General features: G+C 61.6%; 18 protein-coding genes and 1 pseudogene. 10 read left to right on the forward strand and 9 right to left on the reverse strand.

Going from position 1 to position 21,752, the window contains the following annotated elements; all coding sequences use genetic code 11:
- The first annotated feature begins 12 nt into the window (after window positions 1-12).
- From BLU85_RS09255 to tssA, 3 genes are read left to right on the forward strand one after another with little or no spacing between them, the layout of a single operon-like run.
- A complete protein-coding gene (locus tag BLU85_RS09255) occupies window positions 13-777 on the forward strand; it encodes a DotU family type IV/VI secretion system protein (RefSeq protein WP_092198106.1) in 765 nt (254 codons plus the stop codon).
- On the forward strand, window positions 774-4,598 hold the full coding sequence (locus BLU85_RS09260) for a type VI secretion system protein (RefSeq protein ID WP_092198110.1): 3,825 nt from the start codon (window positions 774-776) through the stop codon (window positions 4,596-4,598). The genes BLU85_RS09255 and BLU85_RS09260 overlap by 4 nt, the downstream gene beginning before the upstream one ends.
- Complete coding sequence (gene tssA, locus BLU85_RS09265) at window positions 4,595-5,671, forward strand: type VI secretion system protein TssA (RefSeq protein ID WP_092198113.1); 1,077 nt, start codon at window positions 4,595-4,597, stop codon at window positions 5,669-5,671. The genes BLU85_RS09260 and tssA overlap by 4 nt, the downstream gene beginning before the upstream one ends.
- Here the strand turns inward: tssA and BLU85_RS09270 are convergent.
- Window positions 5,668-6,621: a 2-hydroxyacid dehydrogenase gene (locus BLU85_RS09270; protein ID WP_092198116.1), complete on the reverse strand. Its 954-nt coding sequence runs from the start codon at window positions 6,619-6,621 to the stop codon at window positions 5,668-5,670. The two genes, tssA and BLU85_RS09270, sit on opposite strands and share 4 nt — an antisense overlap.
- A 448-nt stretch (window positions 6,622-7,069) precedes the next feature.
- Here BLU85_RS09270 and BLU85_RS09275 point away from each other — a divergent pair, with 448 nt between their 5' ends.
- A complete protein-coding gene (locus BLU85_RS09275; RefSeq protein WP_092198119.1) occupies window positions 7,070-8,350 on the forward strand; it encodes a serine/threonine transporter in 1,281 nt (426 codons plus the stop codon).
- Window positions 8,351-8,656: 306 nt separating this feature from the next.
- Here the strand turns inward: BLU85_RS09275 and acnB are convergent, their stop codons facing one another.
- The gene (gene acnB / locus BLU85_RS09280) at window positions 8,657-11,266 is read right to left on the reverse strand and encodes a bifunctional aconitate hydratase 2/2-methylisocitrate dehydratase (protein ID WP_092198122.1); all 2,610 of its coding nucleotides are present in this window, start codon (window positions 11,264-11,266) and stop codon (window positions 8,657-8,659) included.
- Between the two features lie 407 nt (window positions 11,267-11,673).
- On the opposite strand from acnB, the gene BLU85_RS09285 reads away from it, so the two are divergent.
- Window positions 11,674-12,144 (forward strand): DUF1289 domain-containing protein, encoded by a 471-nt coding sequence (locus BLU85_RS09285; RefSeq protein ID WP_060741956.1) that lies wholly within the window; start codon window positions 11,674-11,676, stop codon window positions 12,142-12,144.
- A gap of 38 nt (window positions 12,145-12,182) precedes the next feature.
- Here the strand turns inward: BLU85_RS09285 and BLU85_RS09290 are convergent, their stop codons facing one another.
- Entirely contained in the window at window positions 12,183-13,046 is an 864-nt protein-coding gene (locus BLU85_RS09290; RefSeq protein ID WP_092198124.1) for a universal stress protein, read from the reverse strand.
- Window positions 13,047-13,224: 178 nt separating this feature from the next.
- On the opposite strand from BLU85_RS09290, the gene BLU85_RS09295 reads away from it, so the two are divergent.
- Complete coding sequence (locus BLU85_RS09295) at window positions 13,225-13,830, forward strand: MiaE family protein (protein ID WP_092198127.1); 606 nt, start codon at window positions 13,225-13,227, stop codon at window positions 13,828-13,830.
- Window positions 13,831-13,953: 123 nt separating this feature from the next.
- Here BLU85_RS09295 and BLU85_RS09300 read toward each other — a convergent pair whose 3' ends face one another.
- The 3 genes from BLU85_RS09300 to BLU85_RS31550 all read right to left on the reverse strand — a co-directional run bounded on the left by BLU85_RS09300 (window position 13,954) and on the right by BLU85_RS31550 (window position 16,348).
- Window positions 13,954-14,442: a GFA family protein gene (locus tag BLU85_RS09300; protein WP_092198130.1), complete on the reverse strand. Its 489-nt coding sequence runs from the start codon at window positions 14,440-14,442 to the stop codon at window positions 13,954-13,956.
- 182 nt (window positions 14,443-14,624) lie between these two features.
- Window positions 14,625-15,242 (reverse strand): DNA-3-methyladenine glycosylase family protein, encoded by a 618-nt coding sequence (locus tag BLU85_RS09305; RefSeq protein WP_092198133.1) that lies wholly within the window; start codon window positions 15,240-15,242, stop codon window positions 14,625-14,627.
- A 23-nt stretch (window positions 15,243-15,265) separates the two neighbouring features.
- The gene (locus tag BLU85_RS31550; RefSeq protein WP_092198136.1) at window positions 15,266-16,348 is read right to left on the reverse strand and encodes a bifunctional transcriptional activator/DNA repair enzyme AdaA; all 1,083 of its coding nucleotides are present in this window, start codon (window positions 16,346-16,348) and stop codon (window positions 15,266-15,268) included.
- A gap of 211 nt (window positions 16,349-16,559) precedes the next feature.
- Between BLU85_RS31550 and BLU85_RS09315 the strand changes: the two genes are divergently transcribed.
- A complete protein-coding gene (locus BLU85_RS09315; RefSeq protein WP_092198139.1) occupies window positions 16,560-17,147 on the forward strand; it encodes a LysE family translocator in 588 nt (195 codons plus the stop codon).
- A 39-nt stretch (window positions 17,148-17,186) separates the two neighbouring features.
- On the opposite strand, the gene BLU85_RS09320 is transcribed toward BLU85_RS09315, so the two are convergent.
- Window positions 17,187-18,011, reverse strand: coding sequence for a helix-turn-helix transcriptional regulator (locus tag BLU85_RS09320; protein ID WP_092198142.1), 825 nt, complete (start codon window positions 18,009-18,011; stop codon window positions 17,187-17,189).
- A gap of 137 nt (window positions 18,012-18,148) precedes the next feature.
- On the opposite strand from BLU85_RS09320, the gene BLU85_RS09325 reads away from it, so the two are divergent.
- A complete protein-coding gene (locus tag BLU85_RS09325) occupies window positions 18,149-19,111 on the forward strand; it encodes a sensor domain-containing diguanylate cyclase (RefSeq protein ID WP_092198145.1) in 963 nt (320 codons plus the stop codon).
- A 327-nt stretch (window positions 19,112-19,438) separates the two neighbouring features.
- On the opposite strand, the pseudogene BLU85_RS31670 reads toward BLU85_RS09325, so the two are convergent.
- Window positions 19,439-19,519, reverse strand: a pseudogene (locus BLU85_RS31670) (enoyl-ACP reductase); the annotation flags it as partial.
- Between the two features lie 116 nt (window positions 19,520-19,635).
- On the opposite strand from BLU85_RS31670, the gene BLU85_RS09335 reads away from it, so the two are divergent.
- Both BLU85_RS09335 and BLU85_RS09340 read left to right on the forward strand, forming a co-directional pair.
- Window positions 19,636-20,460 (forward strand): lipid II-degrading bacteriocin, encoded by an 825-nt coding sequence (locus BLU85_RS09335; protein WP_092198148.1) that lies wholly within the window; start codon window positions 19,636-19,638, stop codon window positions 20,458-20,460.
- A 6-nt stretch (window positions 20,461-20,466) separates the two neighbouring features.
- The gene (locus tag BLU85_RS09340) at window positions 20,467-20,883 is read left to right on the forward strand and encodes a hypothetical protein (RefSeq protein WP_139207889.1); all 417 of its coding nucleotides are present in this window, start codon (window positions 20,467-20,469) and stop codon (window positions 20,881-20,883) included.
- Between the two features lie 54 nt (window positions 20,884-20,937).
- Here BLU85_RS09340 and fabI read toward each other — a convergent pair whose 3' ends face one another.
- Entirely contained in the window at window positions 20,938-21,732 is a 795-nt protein-coding gene (fabI, locus tag BLU85_RS09345) for an enoyl-ACP reductase FabI (protein WP_025213267.1), read from the reverse strand.
- Window positions 21,733-21,752: the final 20 nt, after the last annotated feature.

Genomic DNA, 21,752 nt, shown 5'->3' on the forward strand with positions numbered 1-21,752 from the left:
AGGGGGAATCGTATGCCTGACGGAAGTGGCGGGGCGGTTCGGAGTCTGCATGAGGCGCCGCTGAGCAGCGCTTTTCGCCAGGCCTGGCTGAAGTGGTCCCAGGAATGGCAGGACTTGCCCAAGGACAGCGACTCCGCGGTATTGGTCAACCGGGTGGTGGAGTTTTCCGGGCGCAGCGCCCAACGCCTGTGGCGGGTGGCCTTCGCCACCGTCGGCGATGCGGCCACCGAACAGGTCAAGGCACTGGTCTATGCCTTCGTCGCGCTGGTGGACGAAACCCTGTTGTTCAGCCCTTGGCCCGGTCAACTGGCCTGGCAGCAACACCCCCTCGAATCACGCATGTATGCCAGTCGCCAGGCCGGCGAGCGCTTGCCGGCGGCGATCAAGAAATTGCTGGACGAGCAGATGCCCGGTACCCGTGACCTGGCGAACGTCTACCTGCAGTGCCTGATCCTGGGGTTCCAGGGGCGATTGCGGGGCGAGCGCGGCCAGGTCCAGCAGGCCAAGTGGCGCGCGGCGCTGTTCACCTTCGCCTGGCAACACGACCCCGATTATGTCGACGTCAGCCAGCGCCTGGCGTTGGCTGCGGCGGCACCGCCGGTGCGCATGCCGGTGCAGCAGTCGTTGCCGGACGGCTTGCGCCTGGGGCTGGCGATCCTGGCGATGGTGTTGTTGCTGACCGGCTTGGGGCAGGTGTTCTGGCGTGACATCCGTTTGGAGCTCGAGCCAGTGTTGCAACTGAACGAGTCGGCGGTGGTTCAGGAGCTGGATTCATGAGCACCCTGGGCATCGTTGCCCTGGTGTTGATCGCCATCGTCGCGGTGCTGTTGATCGCGGCTCTGATCTGGTGGCTGCGGACCCAGGGCGGGGCGGCGATCCGCAGTTTCTATGGGGCGGTGCGCCACATGGAACAGGAGCAGGGCACCCGGGACCGCTATCAGATGCCCTGGCTGATGATGCTCGGCAATGAAACCGACGGTGCCCGACTGTGCGCCCAGTGGCGCTTGCAACCGACCGACAAGGCCGCCTGGTTCGGGCGCTGGTTTTGCGATGTCGAAGGCGCGGTGCTGGTGGTGCCCCAGGCGCTGTTCCTGCCCGACGAAGGCATGAACCGGCAACGGGGCAACTGGTGGCGCCTGCTCGGGCTGATGTTGCGCTTGCGCAGCAAACGGCCATTGGATGCGGTGATCTGGACCGTGCCGTTCAGCACCCTCGATGACATCGAGCACACCACCGAGCTGAGCCTCAAGGTCCGACGCTGCTTCATCGACCTTTTGCAACGCTTCGGCCTCAGCCTGCCGGTGTATGTGGTGATGACCGGGATGGAGGAACTGCCCGGGTTCCAGGAACTGGTCAGCGCGCTGCCCGCCGAGGCGCGCGAGTCGATGCTGGGCTGGTCGTCGCCGTATTTGCCGGATGCGGCGTGGCAGTCGCAATGGAGTGATCAGGCCCTGGACCAGGTCAACGCCGCGCTGTCGCAGTCGATCATCGAGATCGGTGCGCTGTCGGGACAATTGGGCACCGATCTCTATGGCTTGCCGGAGCGTTTCGAAGGCTTGCGGCGGGCCTTGCAGATCCTGCTGGAACCGGTGTTCCAGGGCAACGCCCAAGGCGAAGCGCCGCGTTTTCGCGGGGTGTATTTCACCGCCCGCCAGGCGCCGGCCGTCAGCGGCGACGGGTTGGTCGCCGCCGACAGCGCCCAGGGGCAAACCGTGTTCGCCCGGCAATTGTGGTCGCGACGGCTAGTGGCCGAACGTGGCCTGGCCCAGCCTGTGCCAAGGCTGTTGCGCTTGCGCCAGCGCGGGCATCGGTTGGCCGCGGCGGTGGCGTTGGTGGTGGGCCTGGTCTGGCTGGGGAGCATGGTCTGGGTCTGGCACGATTCGGTGGAGCAAGCCGAAGGGTTGTCGCGGTTGATCCTCAGCGCCCATAAGAACCACCTCGTCGTCGACCCCGACGAACCCCAACTGGAGCCGACCCGCCACAACGTGCAGAACTACTGGAACGTGTTGGAAAAAGCCCCGCGCTGGCGCTTCGTCTCGGTGGTCTTTCCCACCTCGTGGTTCTCTTCCGTGGACACGCAACTGGAGAATGGGTTGCGCCTGACCGCCCGGCATCATTGGATCTTGCCGTTGCGGGATCTGTTGAACGCAGACCTTGAGCAACTCAAGTCCATCCGCAACACCGAGCGGCGGGGCAATGTCGAGAGTGAAGACCCGGCGCAATGGCAGAGCTACGTGAAGGCCAAGGCACTGGTGGACCTGGCGGTACGCCTGGAACAGCACAACCAGATGTTCAGCCAGGTGGTGAACGACCCCAAGGCGCCGCTGGACGAACTGGTGCAACTGAGCAATACCGCGTTGTCCCTGGGACTTAACACCGGCACCTTGAGCCGTGCACATTTCTACAACCGGGTGCTGTTCGATGCCCAGAACGACGATTTGAAAGGGCTGGACCTGAACGCCGCGCGCCCGGTGATCTCCGATAATTTCACCGGCCTGATGCAGCGCTGGCTGGACCATTACTTCCTGGCGGACAACTTCGTGCGCCAGGCCGGTTACCTCAAGCTGCACCTGCAACGGCTGGAAGCCGGCAGCGGCAATTCCTTGAGCGAACTCGAAGACCTGATGGCGCTGATCGACGATTTGCAGACGCTGGTCAGCCTGACCAATTCGGCCTGGGGCCGAGGCAAGGGGCAGGACCTGGTGCCCGGCTACAGCCAGATGCTGGACAAGGTCAGCCACAGCGCTTTGCTGGGGCCGGATATCGAGCAGGACCTGGAGAGCCAGGCGGCGAAGTTGCAGCAGAGTTTTCGTGACCAGTGGATCGTCCAGACCGGCTCCCGGGACAACCTGCTGGTGCAACAGGGCAGCGGCCTGCTGGTCTTGCAGGACCATGTCACCGCGCTGGACGGTGCGGTGCAGGCACTGTTCAAGCGCGATTTCGTGGCGTTGGCCATGCAGAAGGATCCGTCGGACAGCAACCCCGATGCGATGGGCCAGGGCGATGGCAGTGATGATTTCAGCGTCGCCCTGAACTACTTCGCCAGCTACAAGAGCTATGCCAGCGAAGAACTGCCGCGCATTCCGCCGGATTACCGTGACGCGCTGATGCAGGCCGCCGAAGGCGCTGCCGCACGGGCCATGTGGCTGAGCCTGGATGAAAGCGACGCATCGTTGCCCGGCATGGGTTTCAATGTGCAAACGACCCAGGCCGTGGCGCTGCAAAAAGCCTTCATGGATGTGCACCGCGGCGACCTGGCGATCCGTTTCCAGCGTCTGCTCAATCGCCGGGCATTGGCGCAGATCAAGAGTGGCCTGGACGAAATCGATGCCCAGCCGCTGTTCAGCCAGCGAGCCGATGTCCAGCGCTGGGACGGTTCGAAGAACTTCGGCTTGCAGTTGTACGGTGCCAGCGATCCACAAGACTTGAAGCTGAGCCTGAGCCAGCAATTCGGCGTGATGTTGCAGGTTGCCGAGCAGCGAATGCCCGCCCTGGAATGGCTGATCGTCCAGCAGGACAACCTGTCGGCCCTGGAGCACGACCAGGTGGCGCGCTTCATGGCCCTCAACGATGAATTGCTCAAGTACAAGAACCAGAACCCGGCCAGCTCGGCGGCCCAATTGGAGCAATTGGTGAGCCGGGACTTCATCGCCATGGACACCACGTCCTGTGCGCAGATCTTGCAGACCTCCAGCCTGCCCAGCGGGCGCGGCGACCTGGCCCAGCGCACGGTCGCGTTGCAGCAGGGCGCCCTGCAACGGTGCCTGTACCTGCAACAGAACCAGGCGGCGACCGCCTGGAATGACTTGGCCAACTATTTTAATCAATACCTGGCCGGGCGCTTTCCGTTCGCCCAGGATGTGCGAGCCAGCGATGCCGACCCGGCGCGGGTCCGGCACCTGCTGGAACTGATCGACACACGCCTGCCCCTGGCCCAGGCCGGGCTGGTGTTGAGCCAGACGCCGGACCGCCTGGCGGCCGAGGATTTTCTCAGCCGTTTGAAACAGGCCGGCACCTGGCTCGGGCCGCTGTTCGTGCGCGACAAGAGTGGCATTCTGGGGGTGGAGATGGACGTGCGCTGGCGGACCGATCGTGATGAAGAGCGCGGCGCTGACCAGGTGATCGCCTGGAGCCTGGACGCCGGCAACCAACAGATCAGCTACCCTGGCGGCGGCCAGCAGAACCTGCGGTGGATGGTCGGCCAGCCCGTGCGCCTGACCTTGCGCTGGGCCCGCAACGGCTACCAGCGTCCGGCCAACGATCCATTGCAACCGAACCTGGTGGTGCGCGACCTGGAGGCCGGCTGGGAGTACCAGGGGCCGTGGTCATTGCTGCGCCTGATGCGCGCGCTGGGATCGGCCCAGCGCCAGCCGAATGTCGACTACACCGATTTTCCCCTGGCCCTGCAACTGCCGGTCACTGCCCAGACCCAGGCCCGCACGGCGGAACAGACACTGATGTTCGTGCGCCTGTCGTTGATGAGCCAGGGCTCCAAGTTGCCATTGTCGATCCCGCCGCTGCCGACGCGGGCACCCCGTTCACCTTTCATGGCGACCTCATCGAGCCCCGCCATCGCCACCCGTGAGGAGGGTCTGTGAGCGTGCCGATATCGCCTTTGCCCGAATTGGTCACTCAGTTGCTCGAGCCGATCAGTGCCGAGTCGCCCTGTGGCTCTGACCTGCGCTACGAGCCGGAATACGATCAACTGCGCGAATTGCGCCGGGAGGACGACACCAGCTTGCCCACCGGCGTTTGGCAGTCTTCGATCAAGCGCGCCCTGTGGCCGGACCTGGAACGGCTCGCGACCGCGCTGCTGCTGGAGCGCAGCAAGGACTTGATGATCAGTGCCTGGCTGGGGGAGGCCTGGTTGCATCGGGCCGGGCTGGAGGGGTTGCCGGGCAGCCTGGCGCTGGTGGCGGGGTTGTGTGAGCGCTATCCGGAGCAGTTGCATCCCCAGGCCGATGAAGGCGACCAGTCGTGGCGGGTGATCCCCTTGGAGTGGCTGGCCCGTCGCTACAGCGAAGTATTGCTGACGCGGGTGCCCTTGCTCGATGGCCGGGACCCGACGTTTGCCAGTTTCTGCCTGGACGACTGGCAACGCTTGCAACGTCAGCAAGTGTTGGTCAACGACAGCAAGAACGCCAAGGCTTCGGCGGAAGCGGCGCGTAACGACCAAAAGAAACTCACCGAACTGATTCGCAGCACCCCTTTGTCGTTCTGGTTGCATCGCCAGGGCAGCCTGTTGCTGAGCCTGCAGCACCTGCAACGGCTCGAAGCCTGGAGCGATGCTTACCTGGGCAACCTGGCCCCGGGCTACAAATCCCTGCAGGACGTGATTCAGGCATTGCTGACACTGGTAGAGGAGTTCATCGCGATGCACCCACAGCAACCCACCGCCGTGCCGGTGCAAACGTCCCCGGCGCCGACGTCGACGTCCCAGCCGCAGGCGGCCGCCCAAGTCTTCCAGGAGCCGGCCAATCGTGAAGAGGCCTACCGACAGCTACTGGTGATCGCCGGTTACCTGGCCCGTACGGAGCCCCATAGCCCGGTGCCCTATCTGATCCGGCGTGGCGTGGAGTGGGGCAACAAGCCGCTGAGCGAGCTGCTGGGTGAACTGATCAGTGCCGATGCCGAATCCCGGCGGTTGTGGACCTTGCTGGGGGTGCTTTAAAGCTGCGCGTCGGGTAGCGGCACCGGCGTCAACACCGGTTTGCCGGCAAAGAACGCGTTCAGGTTCTGGCCCACCAACTCCACCGTGCCACGCGTCGCTTCCGGCGACAGGCCGGCCACATGGGGCGTCAGTACGACGTTGGGCAGGCTTTTCAGCGCGTCCGGCACTTCGGGTTCGTGATCGAACACGTCCAGGGCCGCGCCGGCGATCCGGCGCTGTTCCAGGGCGCTGATCAGGTCGGCGGTGGCGACCACACTGGCGCGGGCGATGTTCACCAGGAAACCATGGGGCCCCAGGGCGTCGAGGGCCTGTTTGTTGATCAACTGCCGGGTATCCAGGCCGCCGGGCGTGGCGACGATCAGGAAGTCCGAGACCCGGGCCAGTTCCGTGGGCGTGGTGCAGAAGGTGTAGGGCACGTCGTTGCGCACCCGGCGATTGTGGTAGCTGACGCTCATGTCGAAGCCGAGGGCAGCGCGCTTGGCAATGGCCATGCCCACCGCACCCAGGCCCAGCACGCCCAAGCGCTTGCCGGCCAGGGAAGGGCGCATGACCTTGGCCCACTCGCCACGGCGCACACTCGCATCGGCCCGAGGGATGTCGCGCACCAACGCCAGCAACAGCGCCATGGCATGGTCGGCCACCGACGAGGCGTTGACCCCGGCGCCGTTGGTTACCACGATGCCCCGGTTGCGGGCGGCTTGCAGGTCCACCTGCTCATAGCCGGCACCGATCACGCAGATGATCTGCAGGTTGGGCAGGGCGGCGATTTCCTCGGCCGTCAAACCCAGGGGGCCACGGGTCAGCACCGCGCTGAAGCGTTCACCGTGTTCGAAAATCGCTGTCTTGCGTTCGGCCGGCGTGGGCGCCAATTCCAGGTGGTAACCCTGCCGCTCGAGAATCGGCAGGTATTCATTGACGGTTTCAACCAGTACCAGAACGGTTGCGGTCATGCTGGGCTCCTGTGGGCGCTGGATCGATTGTGGCTATTCAACCTGATTGTAGGAGCCGGGGGCAGGGGGGCTTGGCTTTTTATGTGCATTTTGGTTGCAGGGGGACTTTGTGTGGGGCCTGGCAGATGGCCTGTCTCGCTGCTTGTACTCCGATCCAATATCCAATGGTGGGAGCGAGCTTGCTCGCGATGGCGCCGGTCTGTTCACATCGATGCAAGCTGATCCACCTCTATCGCGAGCAAGCTCGCTCCTACAGGGAACGCAGGGAAATACAGGGACAATTCCACCGCGGCGATCTGATACGCGCAACCGCTCCTCAGCTAAGTCTTTGCTTCTGCTCGTGAATCCCGGACAATCGCGCCCCTGTTTCGGCCAGGGCGCTGCCTGTCGGGGTTTTCCGACTCGTCCCGGCCGGGTGCATGTGACCGGAAAGCGGAGATCCGACCGGATGAATGATCAGGCCAATAGCGTCGAAGAGCGCTTTGAAACGACAGTCCCAGCCACCCTCAGCCAATGGAGTCGCCAGGACACCACCTGGATGCTGGGTCTGTTTGGCACCGCCATCGGTGCAGGCACTCTGTTCTTACCCATCAATGCGGGCCTGGGTGGTTTTTGGCCGCTGCTGATCCTGGCGTTGCTGGCGTTCCCCATGACGTTCTATGCCCATCGGGGCCTGACCCGTTTCGTGTTGTCCGGTCGCGACAGCGCGGACATCACCGAGGTGGTGGAGGAGCATTTCGGCCTCAAGGCCGGTGCGCTGATCACGCTTTTGTACTTCTTTGCCATTTTCCCGATCCTGCTGATCTACAGCGTGGCGCTGACCAACACGGTAGGCAGCTTCCTGGAGCATCAGTTGCATATCCAGCCGCCCCCTCGGGCCGTGCTGTCCCTGGTGCTGATCCTCGGCTTGCTGGCGGTGGTCCGTTGCGGCGAGCAGGCGATCGTCAAGGCCATGAGCCTGATGGTCTACCCGTTCATCGTGGCGCTGCTGTTTCTGGCGGTGTTCCTGATTCCCCACTGGAGCGGCGGTATCCTGAGCACGGCGTCGACGCCGCCTGAACCTTCGGCGTTGTTGCATACCTTGTGGCTGGCGATCCCGGTGATGGTGTTCTCGTTCAACCACTCGCCGATCATCTCGGCGTTTGCGGTGGACCAGAAACGTCGCTACGGCGGCAACGCCGAGGAGCGCAGTTCGCAGATCCTGTCGCGCGCCCATGTGCTGATGGTGGTGATGGTGCTGTTCTTCGTGTTCAGTTGCGTGCTGACCCTGACCCCGGCGCAATTGGCCGAGGCCAAGGCGCAGAACCTGTCGATCCTGTCGTACCTGGCTAACCATTTCAGCAACCCGACCATCGCCTTTGCCGCGCCGTTGATTGCGTTTGTCGCCATTTCCAAATCGTTCCTGGGGCACTACATCGGTGCCAGCGAAGGCCTCAAGGGCCTGATCGTCAAGAGCGGCCGCCGTCCGGCACCCAAGACCCTGGACCGCCTCACCGCAGCGTTCATGCTGGTGGTGTGCTGGATCGTCGCCACCCTCAACCCGAGCATCCTGGGCATGATCGAAACCCTGGGCGGCCCGGTCATCGCAGCCATCCTGTTCCTGATGCCGATGTACGCCATCCGCAAAGTCCCGGCCATGGCTCGCTATCGCGGCCAGGCGTCGAATGTATTCGTTGTGTCGGTGGGTTTAGTGGCGATTACGGCGTTGGTCTACTCACTGATGGCTTGACCATCACCCTGTGGGAGCGAGCTTGCTCGCGATAGCGGTGGGTCAGTTTGCATTGATATTGGATGTGCCGGCGCCATCGCGGGCAAGCCCGCTCCCACACTGGTTTTGGGTGTTCACAGAACTTACATCCACCCCAACTCCCACACTGGTTTTGGGGTGTTCATGGAAAGTTGCAACCACCCCAGATCCCCTGTGGGAGCGAGCTTGCTCGCGATGGCGGTCGTTCGGTTGGCATCGAAATGACAGGCATAAAAAAACGCCGCCCCTCGCAAGAAGGGCGGCGTTTTCAGTCGGGCGTTCTAAGCTTTACGCTTGAACGACCGGGATGTTGGCGTTTGCAGCCGCTTCACGGAACTCGGCGATCTGGTCGAAGCTCAGGTAGCGATACACGTCCGCTGCCATGCTGTCGATCTTGCCGGCGTATTCCATGTACTCCTCGACGGTCGGCAGGCGACCCAGGATCGAAGCCACGGACGCCAGTTCGGCCGAAGCCAGGTAGACGTTCGCGCCGTCACCCAGACGGTTCGGGAAGTTACGGGTCGAGGTCGACACCACGGTGGAGTTCGGCTCGACGCGCGCCTGGTTACCCATGCACAGCGAGCAGCCTGGCATTTCCATCCGTGCACCGGCCTTGCCGTAGATGCCGTAGTAACCCTCTTCGGTGAGCTGGTGGGCGTCCATCTTGGTCGGCGGCGACAGCCACAGACGGGTTGGCAATTGCCCCTTGACCTGCTCCAGCAGTTTACCGGCGGCGCGGAAGTGACCGATGTTGGTCATGCACGAACCGATGAACACTTCGTCGATCTTCTCGCCAGCAACGCTGGACAGCAGACGGGCATCGTCCGGATCGTTCGGCGCGCAGAGCACAGGCTCGTTGATGTCGGCCAGATCGATTTCGATGACTTCGGCGTATTCGGCGTCGGCATCGGCTTCCATCAGTTGCGGGTTGGCGACCCAGGCTTCCATCGCTTGGGCGCGACGTTCCAGGGTACGTGCATCACCGTAGCCTTCGCCGATCATCCAGCGCAGCAGGGTGATGTTCGATTGCAGGTACTCGGTGATCGACTCTTTCGACAGCTTGATGGTGCAACCGGCAGCCGAACGTTCAGCCGAGGCGTCGGACAATTCGAAAGCCTGTTCCAGGGTCAGGCCTTCCAGGCCTTCGATTTCCAGGATGCGGCCGGAGAAGGCGTTTTTCTTGCCTTTCTTCTCGACGGTCAGCAGACCGTTCTGGATGGCGAAGTACGGGATGGCATGAACCAGGTCACGCAGGGTGATGCCAGGTTTCATTTTGCCTTTGAAGCGCACCAGGATCGATTCCGGCATGTCCAGCGGCATGACGCCGGTGGCAGCGGCGAACGCGACCAGGCCGGAACCGGCCGGGAACGAGATGCCCATCGGGAAACGGGTGTGCGAGTCACCACCGGTACCTACGGTGTCTGGCAGCAGCATGCGGTTCAGCCACGAGTGGATGATGCCGTCGCCCGGACGCAGGGAAACGCCGCCGCGGGTCATGATGAAGTCAGGCAGGGTGTGGTGGGTGGTGACGTCGATCGGCTTCGGATAGGCCGCGGTGTGGCAGAAGGACTGCATCACCAGGTCAGCCGAGAAGCCCAGGCACGCCAGGTCTTTCAGTTCGTCACGGGTCATCGGACCGGTGGTGTCCTGGGAACCCACGGTGGTCATCTTCGGTTCGCAGTAGGTACCCGGGCGCACGCCTTGGCCTTCCGCCAGACCGCAGGCCTTGCCGACCATCTTCTGCGCCAGGGTGAAACCCTTGGTGCTTTCGGCGGGGGCTTCAGGCTTCTTGAACAGGTCGAACGGTGGCAGACCCAGCTCGGCGCGTGCCTTCTCGGTCAGGCCACGGCCGATGATCAGCGGGATACGACCGCCGGCACGGACTTCGTCCAACAGCACAGGGGTCTTCATTTCGAAGGTGGTGATGACTTCGTCGGTACCGTGCTTGCAGACTTTGCCAGCATGCGGGTACAGGTCGATCACGTCGCCCATGTGCATGTTGGACACATCGAATTCGATCGGCAGGGCGCCGGCGTCTTCCATGGTGTTGTAGAAAATCGGTGCGATCTTGCTGCCGAAGCAGAAACCGCCGGCGCGCTTGTTCGGAACGAAAGGAACGTCGTCGCCGAAGAACCACAGCACCGAGTTGGTCGCCGATTTACGCGACGAACCGGTACCGACCACGTCACCGACGTAGGCGATCGGGAAGCCTTGGCCGCGCATCTCTTCGATCTGCTTCATCGGGCCGGTCTTGCCTTGCTCGTCCGGAACGATGCCGTCACGGGCCATTTTCAGCATGGCCAGGGCGTGCAGCGGGATGTCCGGGCGGGACCAGGCGTCAGGGGCAGGGGACAGGTCGTCGGTGTTGGTTTCGCCGGTGACCTTGAACACCCGCAGGCTGATCTTGTCGGCCAGCACCGGGCGGTTCTTGAACCACTCGCCGTCGGCCCAGGATTGCAGCACGGCCTTGGCGTGAACGTTACCGTTCTTGGCTTTTTCAGCCACGTCGTGGAAGGCATCGAACATCAGCAGGGTGTGCTTGAGTTCCTTGGCGGCTACCGGCGCCAGTTCGGCGTCGTCCAGCAGTTCCACCAGGGTCACGATGTTATAGCCGCCCTGCATGGTGCCGAGCAGTTCAACGGCGCGCTTCTTGTCCAGCAGAGGGGATTGGGCCTGGCCCTTGGCCAGGGCGGAGAGGAAACCGGCCTTGACGTAGGCGGCTTCGTCGACTCCAGGCGGAACGCGGTTGGTGATCAGGTCAACGAGGAAAGCTTCTTCGCCAGCCGGAGGATTTTTCAGCAGCTCGATCAGGCCTGCGGTTTGTTCGGCGTTAAGCGGCTGGGGAACGATACCCAGGGCTGCGCGCTCTTCGATATGTTTGCGGTAGGCTTCAAGCACAGTTATTACCCTCATCAGTGGTCCCAAATGGGTGTCCGGGACGCTCATCCAGGAACCCACGGTACTCATGCGCGTCGACGGCTTTTTGAGCCATCACGCCAGAGTTTCCGCACGTTCCTCACAGAAGCTGCTTTCAAAGTTTTACGCCTGCAGAACGGGAGCTGATGAGGGTTGGCGTCGGGCTTTCCCCGCTGGAAAGACCCTTCGCCAACACCGTTCTGAAGGAACGACTGTGCTCGTGACGCTTTGAAAACAGCTTCTAACGGACATTGGCGCCTTAAAAGGCTGGCTGATTCTACGGGAAAAAAAAATTAAAGGTAAGTTGGGCGCTCAAGTTTGAGGGGTGATCAATCTTAGACAAAGGGCTAACATGCCAGCCTGTCCTGCTTTTGCGTGTGTTTTTCCCTATGCCCAACCAGCTCATCAAGACCCCCTGCGTCGGCCTTTGCTCCACTGTCTACGGTGACCTGGTGTGCCGTGGCTGCAAGCGGTTCCACCATGAAGTGATTCACTGGAACGGCTACAACGAGGACGAAAAACGCGCGGTGTGGATGCGGCTCGAACAACTGTTGGTGCAGGTGATGGTGGCCAAGCTGGAGGTTTTCGACCCCGGGTTGCTGCGCCAGCAACTGGAGTCGCGCAAGATCCGTTTTGTGCCGCACCAGTCGGAATATTGCTGGGCCTACCAGTTGATCGCCCGGGGCGCGCGGGTGATCAACAACCTGGAAGCCTACGGCATGGTGCTGATGCCGGAGTTTCGCGACTGGGACCTGCCGGACCTGCGCGATGCCATTGATCGGGAGTTTTTCCTCCTGTCCGAAGCCCATTACCAGCGGTACATCGCACCCGGGTTCCTGAAGGATGCGATCGGCGGCTGACCCCGGCCAGTACAAAGGAGCTTTTGTGCCAGGGAGCTTTATTCCTTGGCCGCCAGCTCCACCAGGTGGTCCTCGACTTCCTGGGGCTTGAGCACCAGTATGTCGCTTTCCAGCGTATCGAGCACCGCCTCGGCGGTATTGCCGATCAACACCCCGGACAACCCTGAACGGGCCACGGTGCCGATCACCGTCACCGCCGCCTGCAGCTTGCGCGCCATGAACGGGATCAGTACATCCGCCGGGCCTTCTTCGATGTGCAGATGCTGGTCGTCGATGTCGAACTCGGCCTGGAACGCCCGGCATTGTTCGCGATACCGGGCCTCGATGGTTTCCTTGAGCTGGAAGGTCGGGTCGGCGGACGAGAGCATTGGCGTGGGATGGGCGCTGATTACATGCAGGTGCGCCTTGGCGAGGAGGGCGATGTCGTAGCCATGGTCGATGATGGTGGAGTGCAGGTGACGGTGTTCGTCGTCGGTATTGCCAACGTCGATGGCGGCCAGGATCACCTTGTCTTTCCAGGAACCGGCGGTTTTTACCAACAGCACCGGGGTCGGGCAATGGCGTAGCAGTTTCCAGTCCGCCGGGGTCAGCAGGGCTTTTTTCAATGGGCTGTCGGGAAAGTGCTGTTTGATCACCAGCCCGCAACCTTCAGCTTGCTGCACGTCGATGATGGTTTCGTAGAGGCTTTCGTTCCAGGCCTGTTCGGTCGTCACGCTGTAGCCATCCGCCAGCAGCGCGGCCTTCAGCACGCCGAGCAAGCCGGCGTGGTCGTGCTTTTTGTCGCACACCAACAGGTGCAGGTGGGCCTGGGTCACACCGGCAATCAGTTTGGCGCGCTTGAGCGCCAGGCTTTCCGAATGTTCGGGCTCAATGACCACCAGAATGCTGCGAATGGCTTGCATGATCGGCGTTCTCCTGCAATGAAAAGGCTGGCGTTGCTCAACTATAGTTGTTGTGGGGCAGTCTAGTTGCTGTGGGTGAGGCATTGACTTGATGCATATCAATGGCGGTGGCTGGTGGTCTGGGGGCAGGCCGGTATAATCGGCGCCCTTCGCTCGACTACCTTTGCCCGTGAGCCCCATGAATCTTCCCGAAATCCACGAATTCCTTGGTTGCCGCACCCCCGATGCCTGGGTCCAGGCCGCGCTGGCCGACCAGGAAACGTTGCTGATCGACCACAAGAACTGCGAATTCAAGGCCGCCAGCACCGCCCTGAGCCTGATCGCCAAATACCATTCCCATGTCGACCTGATCAACCTGATGTCGCGCCTGGCCCGGGAAGAGCTGGTGCATCACGAGCAGGTCATGCGCCTGATGAAAAAACGCAAGATCGGTTTGCGCCAGCTCTCCGCCGGGCGTTATGCCTCGGGGCTGCGCAAGGTGATGCGCAGCCACGAACCGGTCAAGCTGGTGGACACCCTGGTGGTCGGTGCCTTCATCGAAGCCCGCAGCTGCGAGCGCTTCGAAGCTTTGGTGCCGCACCTGGACGAGGAGCTGGGCAAGTTCTATTTCGGCTTGCTGAAAAGCGAAGCCCGGCATTTCCAGGGTTATCTGAAACTGGCCTACCAGTATGGCGACGCCAAGGACATTGCCCAGGTGATCGACAAGGCCCGTGAGGCCGAGCGGGAACTGATCGAATCGCCGGATGTGGAATTCCGGTTCCACAGTGGTGTGCCGGCTCGATAGTGCAGAGGTGCCGGTACTGACGTCATCGCGAGCAAGCTCGCTCCCACAGGGGATTTGTGAACTTCCCAAGTCCAATGTGGGAGCGAGCTTGCTCGCGATGGGGCCTTATGCAGCACTGCATCTCTAAGTGACCAGCCCCAGGCGTTCATGCCACTGGGCAATGGACTCCTCGGGATAGACATCGAACCGCTGATCGCCCTTATGCGCCTCGACCTCCACCCATGGCGCCTTGGAACCGAGCATCAAGTGGGTGTGCTCCGGCGGTACCGGCAGCGGTGTGTCGATGGCTGAGGCAAACGGGTGCACCAGTTCCGGCCATTCGGGGCTGAACAACCACAACCCCGAACCGCACAGGGAACAGAAATGCCGTTCGGCACTGCTGCGGTGGGCGCGTTTATCGCCTTCGTCCTTGAGCCGTGCATGGTAGATCGAGATGTGCTTGCGACCGCGCACCTTCAGGCTCTGGGCATCGCCCCCCAGGTTGATCGCATACCCGCCGCCGCCCTGGGTCTTGCGACAGATCGAGCAGTAGCAGCGTTGATAAGGGTAGGGGTGGGCACAGGCCAGGCTGAACGACACGGCGCCGCAGTGGCAGGATCCTTCGAGCTGCATGGGAACCTCCTATTGGGGACTGTAATGACTCTGGACAGCTCGAGCGGCCTGTTGTTCTGGACTGTTGAACTCGTGACTGACATGCGGACGCCATCGCGAGCAAGCTCGCTCCCACAGGGGATTTGTGAACTTCCCAAGTCCAATGTGGGAGCGAGCTTGCTCGCGATGGACGGTGACACGGTCTAACGACCAGGCACCCGCCACAAATACCACGCCGCCACCGTCCGATAAGGGCTCCAGGCCAGGCCGATCTCGACCATCTGCTTGCGGCTGGGTTGTTGCGCCAACCCCTTGAGCCGTCGATAACCCTCGCGCACCCCAAAGTCATCGGCCGGTAGGATGTCGGGCCGTTCCAGGCTGTAGATCAGCAGCATTTCCACGGTCCAGCGCCCGACGCCGCGCAGGCTGATCAGGCGCTCGATCAACGCTTCGTCTTCCATTTCCCGCGCCGTGGCGTAATCCGGCACCACCGCGTCCAGGGCCGCTTGGGCGATGCCCTGGATGGTCGCGATCTTGCTGGCGGAAAATCCACAACCGCGCAATTGAGCAACGTCCGTCGCCAGGATTTGCACGGGGGTGGGGAATGTCTGTGCCGGGAACAACGCCAGCAACCGGCCCAGAATCGCATCGCCGGCCTTGGCGTGCAGTTGCTGGTAGGCAATCGCCCGGACCAGGGCTTCATAGGGATCGCGGGCCGGCTTGGGTTGCAGCAGGCAAGGGCCGATCGTCGCGACGTGCCGTCGCCAGTCTTCGTCGAGGTTGGCCAGGAAGACACTGGCGTCGTGATAGGGCACTGGCATCAGGTGTTCGTTCTCCGGGGCGCTCAAAACGCCAGGGGCAGTGAAACCTGCACCGCGGCTTTTTCCAGTCGCAACAGAAACGCCTTGCGCGGCTGGCCGCCACCATAACCGGTCAACGAGCCATCCGCACCGATCACCCGGTGGCAGGGAATGACGATGGCCAGGCGATTCTGCCCGTTGGCCAGGCCCACGGCGCGGCTGGCACCAGGACTGCCCAGGGCCATGGCGATGCCGCCGTAGCTGCGGGTTTCGCCGTAGGGGATTTTTTGCAACTCTGCCCAGACCCGCACGGCGAAGGCGCTGCCGGGCATGTGCAGCGGGACATTGAACGTCGTGAGCTTGCCGGCGAAATAGTCGGCCAGTTCGGTTTCGATCTGTTGCAGATGAGTGTTGTGCCCCGGCGCGACGGTGTAGCCGTAGCGTCGCTGCAACTCTTCCAGCTCCTTGGTCAGGGCCGGGCGGTCGAGGAATTCCAGCAGCACCAGGCCCCGCCGTTCGGCCATGGCCAGCATCGGCCCCAGTGGCGTCGTCAGTCGGGTGAACAACAAGGGTTCACTGAGGGCGGCGCGGCCCGGTGTGATGTGGAAGGATTTGACGAAGGCGTCCCGAAAACCGCTCAACGACTCATAACCGGAATCGAACGCAGCATTGTCGATGGAAGTGCCGTCCTTGATGCCGCCCAGGGCAATGCCCAGACGGCGAGTGCGCAGGTAGGCGTGAAAGGTCATGCCGAAATGTTGCTTGAACCAGCGCCGCAGTTTCAGCGGTTCGATACCTTGTTCCAGCAGCAGGGCGTCGGTCCAGCGCAGGTCGGGTTCGGCGTCCACCGCTTGGAGCAGGGCCTGGATCCAGTCCGGCGCGATGGCGGCGGCGTCCAGCGGCTTGCAGCGCAGGCAGGCGCGATAGCCGGCCGACATGGCTTCGTCGGCATGGGCGAAGAACTCCACGTTCTCCGGCTTCGGCTTGCGCGCGGTGCAACTGGGACGACAGAAAATGCCGGTGGTCTTGACCGCGGTGAAGAACACCCCCTCGTAGGCGGTGTCTCGTTCGAGCATGGCGCGGACCATCTCGGCGTGGGGCGGGAGCAGCGAGTCTTGTAGGTTCATGGGTCAAAGCATAGAACCGTGCCCGGGACGACTCCACCGGAAAATCGACAGTGAATTTTCCCGCAGTTAGTCGGATGCTCGCGAGGATTGGCCGGCGACCACAGCGGCACCACTTGCACCGTGGATCCTCCATGGGGCAGTTTTCTTCAATACCGGTAGCAGCGGGCGATTTACCTTGATCGCCACCTCACAGATATGAAGAAGGTTTGCGATGAGTCTGATTCTTTCCATGGCGGCGTTTGCCTTGGTCGCCTCCATTACGCCGGGGCCGGTCAACATTGTGGCCCTCAGTTCCGGGGCCCGGTACGGGTTTCGAGCGACCTTGCGCCACGTGGCCGGCGCGACCCTGGGTTTTGTCTTGTTATTGGTGTTGATGGGGCTTGGGCTGCATGAAGTACTACAACGCTGGCCTGGGCTCACACGGGTGGTGCAACTGGGGGGCGTGGCGTTCCTGTTGTTCATGGCCTGGAAACTGGCGATGGACAACGGGCACCTGGGCGCCAAGGACGAGGACCGGGCCCCGTCGATGTTCTACGGCGCGCTGATGCAATGGCTCAATCCCAAGGCCTGGCTGGCTTGCGTCGCAGGGATGGGCGCGTTCGTCGCCGATGGCGAGGCATGGCTGGTGTGGCAGTTCGCGGCAGTCTATCTGGTGATCTGTTACGTCTCGGTGGGCTGCTGGGCCTATGCCGGCAGCTTTCTGCGTAATTGGCTTGGGAATCCGGCGACCCTACGCCTGTTCAACCGGGCGATGGCAGGACTGTTGGTGGCAAGCGCGGTGTATTTGGTGTTGCCTTGAATCGGGCTCACAGAAGTGTGTTTAGGCCAGAGCGCTGCATCAACCGCGATACTGGCCCGGAGTAGCCGCCAGGTGTTGCTTGAAGGCCCGCTGGAAATGCGCCTGGTCGGCGAACCCGCTGTTCAGCGCCACGTCGGCGATCAGCTTGCCTTCGCGTAACTGGCGGCGGGCGAACTGGATCCGGCGGTTGACCAGAAAGGCATGGGGCGTCATCCCGTAGTGGCGCTTGAAGGCACGGCTCAGGTAGGACGGCGAGAGTTGTGCGGCGGTGCAGATGTCTTCGAGCTTCAAGGCTTCGCTGCAATGGTCGTGAATGAACTGCGCCGCGCGCATCAATCCCGGGTGGCTACCCCGGTCCGGACGGCCGGCAGGGTTGAGCCGTTGTTGCAGGTCGGTGAAAAACGCCTCGGCGGCGGTGCGCTTGCGGTCGGTGCCGAGCCGCTCATTCACCAGTTGCTCATACAACCCTTGCAAGGCGGCAAACAGCTCGACATCACGGCTGTGGGTCGTGGAAAAGCTCTGGAAATCCAGGGTTTCATCGAAACCGATACGACGTTGCAAATCCCTGAGCCACTGGGTATCGACGTACAGCATGACATACGACCACGGCTCATCCTCGATCGGGTTGCACGCATGGACATCGCCGGGGTTCATCAGCACCACCGTGCCGCTCTGCACCTGGAAATTCGACCGCTCATGAATATAGGTGCTGCGCCCGGCGGTGATCGCTCCGATGGAAAAATGGTCGTGGGAGTGGCGTGAGTAGCAGACCTTGCGCCCATCGGCGATGGCCCGGGCTTCGATGAAGGGCAGGGCCGCGTCGCGCCAGAAGCGTGGGGCGGCGTCATGGGGGGCGTGCTTCATCGGTCAGCGTCCTCGTCTTGAACCTGTGAAGCAGTGTATTAGCCCTGGCCGGCAAATGCCCGATTGATTTGGCCGTTCGGTTTGAATGGTAGTGGTCCTGAACTAGACTTCGTGAAGTCTCGCCCATGGAGTTCCCGATGCTTGCGCCAGGTAAACCGGACAACGAAGCGGTTCGCCTCAAGAATCTGCATTCGCTCAAGCTGCTCGATACCCCGCCTGAAGAGCGGTTTGACCGCCTGACCCGCCTTGCCCGGCGTCTGTTTGACGTGCCCATCGCCCTGGTGTCCCTGGTGGACGCCAACCGTCAGTGGTTCAAGTCCAGTGCCGGCCTGGAGGCCAGCGAAACCCCGCGGGAAGTGTCCTTTTGTGGGCATGCGATTTTGCAGGATCAGATCCTGGAAATCTGCGACGCGGAGCAGGACGAGCGGTTTCACGACAATCCGCTGGTCACGGACACGCCTGGCATTCGCTTCTACGCCGGGCATCCGCTGGGGTTGGAGGATGGCAGCAAGCTTGGCACGCTGTGCCTGCTCGACACCAAGCCGCGCCAGCTCAATGACGAAGAGCGCGAACTGCTGCGCGACTTGGCGCGCATGGCCGAGCAGGAAATGGTTGCGGTGCAGATGGCGAGCATGGACGAGTTGACGCTGTTGTCCAATCGGCGCGGCTTCAGGACGTTGGCCCAGCATGCATTGAATGTGTGTGATCGCTTGTCGCGACCGGCGACGCTGTTGTTCTTCGACCTCAACGACTTCAAGCCGATCAACGATCGCTATGGGCATGCCGAGGGTGACAGCGCGCTGAAAACCTTCGCGGATGTGCTGCGTATCGCCTTTCGCGAAAGTGATGTGATCGGCCGCCTGGGTGGTGATGAGTTCGTGGCGCTGCTCACCGGCTCTTCCTATGTCGAGACCTCGGCGATCATGGCGCGCCTCGGGGAAATCCTCGATGAGCGCAATGCGATGTTGCAGCGTGGCTATGACATTCGTTTCAGCGTGGGCCAGATCGAGTACGAACCCCGGCGGCATTCGTCAATCGACCACCTGTTGGCCGACGCGGATGCGGCCATGTATGCCCAGAAACAGGCGCTTCGCAGTTAGCGCAAGCCAACCGCCGATCCTCCGGGGGAGCGAGCTTGGTCGCGAAGGCGGTGGTACATTCAACATCAATGCCAACTGATCCACCGCTATCGCGAGCAAGCTCGCTCCCACAGGGGATGTGTGGTGGGCGCGACTTTTATGAACAGCCGGAACCAATGTGGGAGCGAGCTTGCTCGCGATGACGGCGGTACATCCAACATCAATGCCAACTGATCCACCGCTATCGCGAGCAAGCTCGCTCCCACAGGAAATGTGTGGTGGGCATAAAAAAACGCCGCTTGTCCTTTTCAGGGCAAGCGGCGTTTTTACGCAGGGCCGAAAGGAAGATTACTCTTCGAGGTTACCCATGGCGGTGGTGTTGAAGCCGCCGTCCACGTACATGATTTCACCGCTGATGCCAGAAACAACGCAATAAATATGTACCGCACCAAGGGTATGGGAAATACGCAGAATGAGTTTTTCGCATCGTGTGATGCGGATTCATAACTGCAGTGTTATCCATTACTCACTTGGCGAGTACCCGTATGAATACCGAGTTACCCCCGACATTTGTTTACCCCGATGATTTCGGAACCTCACGTGGAAGTGGTAGAGGTCTTCCAAACCCTGCGCCAATGGCGATGATTGGAAAAATGATTCAAGAGCGAAACTCGGCTTACGTAAGAGGCCACTGGCCTCAAATGTTGCAGCGTCATCTCAAATCCATGGTTAATAACCGTCCCATTCGCTACGGATTGGACGGCATTATCATAGGTGAGTTGAAAGTCGCCCACGGCGCCGATTTGGTCATGTTGAGGAATTCAACACTCAGCACCGCTGACGCCTGGAATCTCGGGATCAAGGAAGGGGCAAAGATCAAGAATACGGACCAGTTGGCCATTGAGCAGGAATTCTCGGGTGGGATCTTTACTCCCTTCAAAGCGTTTAGTCATTGGCTTCTGGGGAAGGGCAAGCCTGTCAGCGTCCGGCTGGATAGAATTGGTATCAGCCCTACGCCAAGCAAAATTCCAGATTTGATGGCGATTATTAATACGGCGGGTGTAGGAGTTACCAGCGTCAATCTCGAGATGCCTTATTCCACGGCCCAGGACTCAAACGTCGCACGGATCTACCTTGGAAACATTACGCTTCAAATTACCGGAGACGTTACTCGATATGCATCAGGTACTCTCAAGTTCTCCGGAAAGATCAAAGCGTACTCGGATCGTTATGATGCTAATGCCAGCAGTCATAGGGCTGCCTTTGATGAGCAAGCCACGAGCGCGCTCCGTGAAGTGGGAAGGGTGGCCAACGCACGGGATTATGAAATTCGAATCACTGGCGAGCTGCCAATCAATTTCTCTAGGTAGGTAGCCATGGCAGCAGGAAGAAACACATTAAGTCTCGCCGCCATTGCTTCAGTGATGGGCGCATGCGCATTGTTGTTCTTTTTTGCGCTGGAGGGTGTCTCGGAAAATCCCAATGATTTAAGTGATACTCGGGGTATTCCCGCGGTAGCGATGTACACGGTCATGCTGATCATCTTAACCGCCGCTTCGGTGGCCCTGACGGGGTTGGGTTATCTGTTTCAAAGGCTTCTAAGGCGACGTGCTTTCAAATGGCGCATTGGCGTGTATGCGTTGACCAATGTCCTGCTTTTCCTGACGTCGCTCATGGGGACGTTCGTCGCCGCCATCTACATGTACGACACCATCGCAGGTGTATTGGGAGGGCTGCTGTTTGTGTTCTCCCTTGTTTTGGTTCTGATTGGTTTTCCACGGAAATCGGGATAAAAAAAAGCCGCGGGCCCTTTGCAAGGCCCGCGGCTTTTTTATGCGCGGTGAAGATTACTCTTCGAGGTTACCCATGGCCGTGGTGTTGAAGCCGCCGTCCACGTACATGATTTCACCGCTGATGCCCGACGCCAGGTCCGAGCACAGGAAGGCGCCGGCGTTGCCGACTTCTTCGATGGTGACGTTGCGACGCAGCGGGGTTTGCGCTTCGTTGGCGGCCAGCATCTTGCGGAAGTTCTTGATGCCGGAAGCGGCGAGGGTGCGGATCGGGCCGGCCGATACGCAGTTGACGCGGGTACCGTCCGGGCCCAGGGAACCGGCCAGGTAACGTACGCCGGCTTCCAGGGAGGCCTTGGCCATGCCCATGACGTTGTAGTTCGGCATGGTGCGCTCGGCGCCCAGGTACGACAGGGTCAGCAGGCTGCCGTTGCGGCCTTTCATCATTTCGCGACCAGCCTTGGCCAGGGCCACGAAGCTATAGGCGCTGATGTCGTGGGCAATGCGGAAACCTTCGCGGGTGGTGGCTTCGGTGAAGTCGCCGTCCAACTGGTCGCCCGGGGCGAAGCCCACGGAGTGCACGATGCAGTCCAGGCCGTCCCACTTCTTGCTTAGCGCTTCGAAAACCTTGGCGATTTCTTCGTCGCTGGCCACGTCGCACGGGAAGCACAGCTCAGGGCTCGAGCCCCAGCCTTGTGCGAACTCTTCGACACGACCCTTGAGTTTGTCGTTCTGATAAGTGAAGGCAAGCTCAGCGCCCTCGCGATGCATGGCGGCGGCGATGCCGGATGCGATGGACAGCTTGCTGGCGACACCGACGATCAGTACGCGCTTACCGGCGAGAAAACCCATGTGTTGCTCCTCTTTTCAGG

Origin of the sequence: Pseudomonas sp. NFACC14 (genome assembly GCF_900106885.1) — a bacterium.
In the GTDB taxonomy this organism is placed as follows: Bacteria; Pseudomonadota; Gammaproteobacteria; order Pseudomonadales; family Pseudomonadaceae; genus Aquipseudomonas; species Aquipseudomonas fluorescens_AA.

What these genes read in the sequence shown, in the direction of transcription:
- BLU85_RS09255 (WP_092198106.1), top strand. Translation starts at nt 13, where the DNA reads ATGCCTGACGGAAGTGGCGGGGCGGTTCGGAGTCTGCATGAGGCGCCG.
- BLU85_RS09260 (WP_092198110.1), top strand. Translation starts at nt 774, where the DNA reads ATGAGCACCCTGGGCATCGTTGCCCTGGTGTTGATCGCCATCGTCGCG.
- BLU85_RS09270 (WP_092198116.1), bottom strand. Translation starts at nt 6,621, where the DNA reads ATGACCGCAACCGTTCTGGTACTGGTTGAAACCGTCAATGAATACCTG.
- BLU85_RS09275 (WP_092198119.1), top strand. Translation starts at nt 7,070, where the DNA reads ATGAATGATCAGGCCAATAGCGTCGAAGAGCGCTTTGAAACGACAGTC.
- BLU85_RS09285 (WP_060741956.1), top strand. Translation starts at nt 11,674, where the DNA reads ATGCCCAACCAGCTCATCAAGACCCCCTGCGTCGGCCTTTGCTCCACT.
- BLU85_RS09290 (WP_092198124.1), bottom strand. Translation starts at nt 13,046, where the DNA reads ATGCAAGCCATTCGCAGCATTCTGGTGGTCATTGAGCCCGAACATTCG.
- BLU85_RS09295 (WP_092198127.1), top strand. Translation starts at nt 13,225, where the DNA reads ATGAATCTTCCCGAAATCCACGAATTCCTTGGTTGCCGCACCCCCGAT.
- BLU85_RS09300 (WP_092198130.1), bottom strand. Translation starts at nt 14,442, where the DNA reads ATGCAGCTCGAAGGATCCTGCCACTGCGGCGCCGTGTCGTTCAGCCTG.
- BLU85_RS09305 (WP_092198133.1), bottom strand. Translation starts at nt 15,242, where the DNA reads ATGCCAGTGCCCTATCACGACGCCAGTGTCTTCCTGGCCAACCTCGAC.
- BLU85_RS31550 (WP_092198136.1), bottom strand. Translation starts at nt 16,348, where the DNA reads ATGAACCTACAAGACTCGCTGCTCCCGCCCCACGCCGAGATGGTCCGC.
- BLU85_RS09315 (WP_092198139.1), top strand. Translation starts at nt 16,560, where the DNA reads ATGAGTCTGATTCTTTCCATGGCGGCGTTTGCCTTGGTCGCCTCCATT.
- BLU85_RS09320 (WP_092198142.1), bottom strand. Translation starts at nt 18,011, where the DNA reads ATGAAGCACGCCCCCCATGACGCCGCCCCACGCTTCTGGCGCGACGCG.
- BLU85_RS09325 (WP_092198145.1), top strand. Translation starts at nt 18,149, where the DNA reads ATGCTTGCGCCAGGTAAACCGGACAACGAAGCGGTTCGCCTCAAGAAT.
- BLU85_RS09335 (WP_092198148.1), top strand. Translation starts at nt 19,636, where the DNA reads ATGAATACCGAGTTACCCCCGACATTTGTTTACCCCGATGATTTCGGA.
- BLU85_RS09340 (WP_139207889.1), top strand. Translation starts at nt 20,467, where the DNA reads ATGGCAGCAGGAAGAAACACATTAAGTCTCGCCGCCATTGCTTCAGTG.
- fabI (WP_025213267.1), bottom strand. Translation starts at nt 21,732, where the DNA reads ATGGGTTTTCTCGCCGGTAAGCGCGTACTGATCGTCGGTGTCGCCAGC.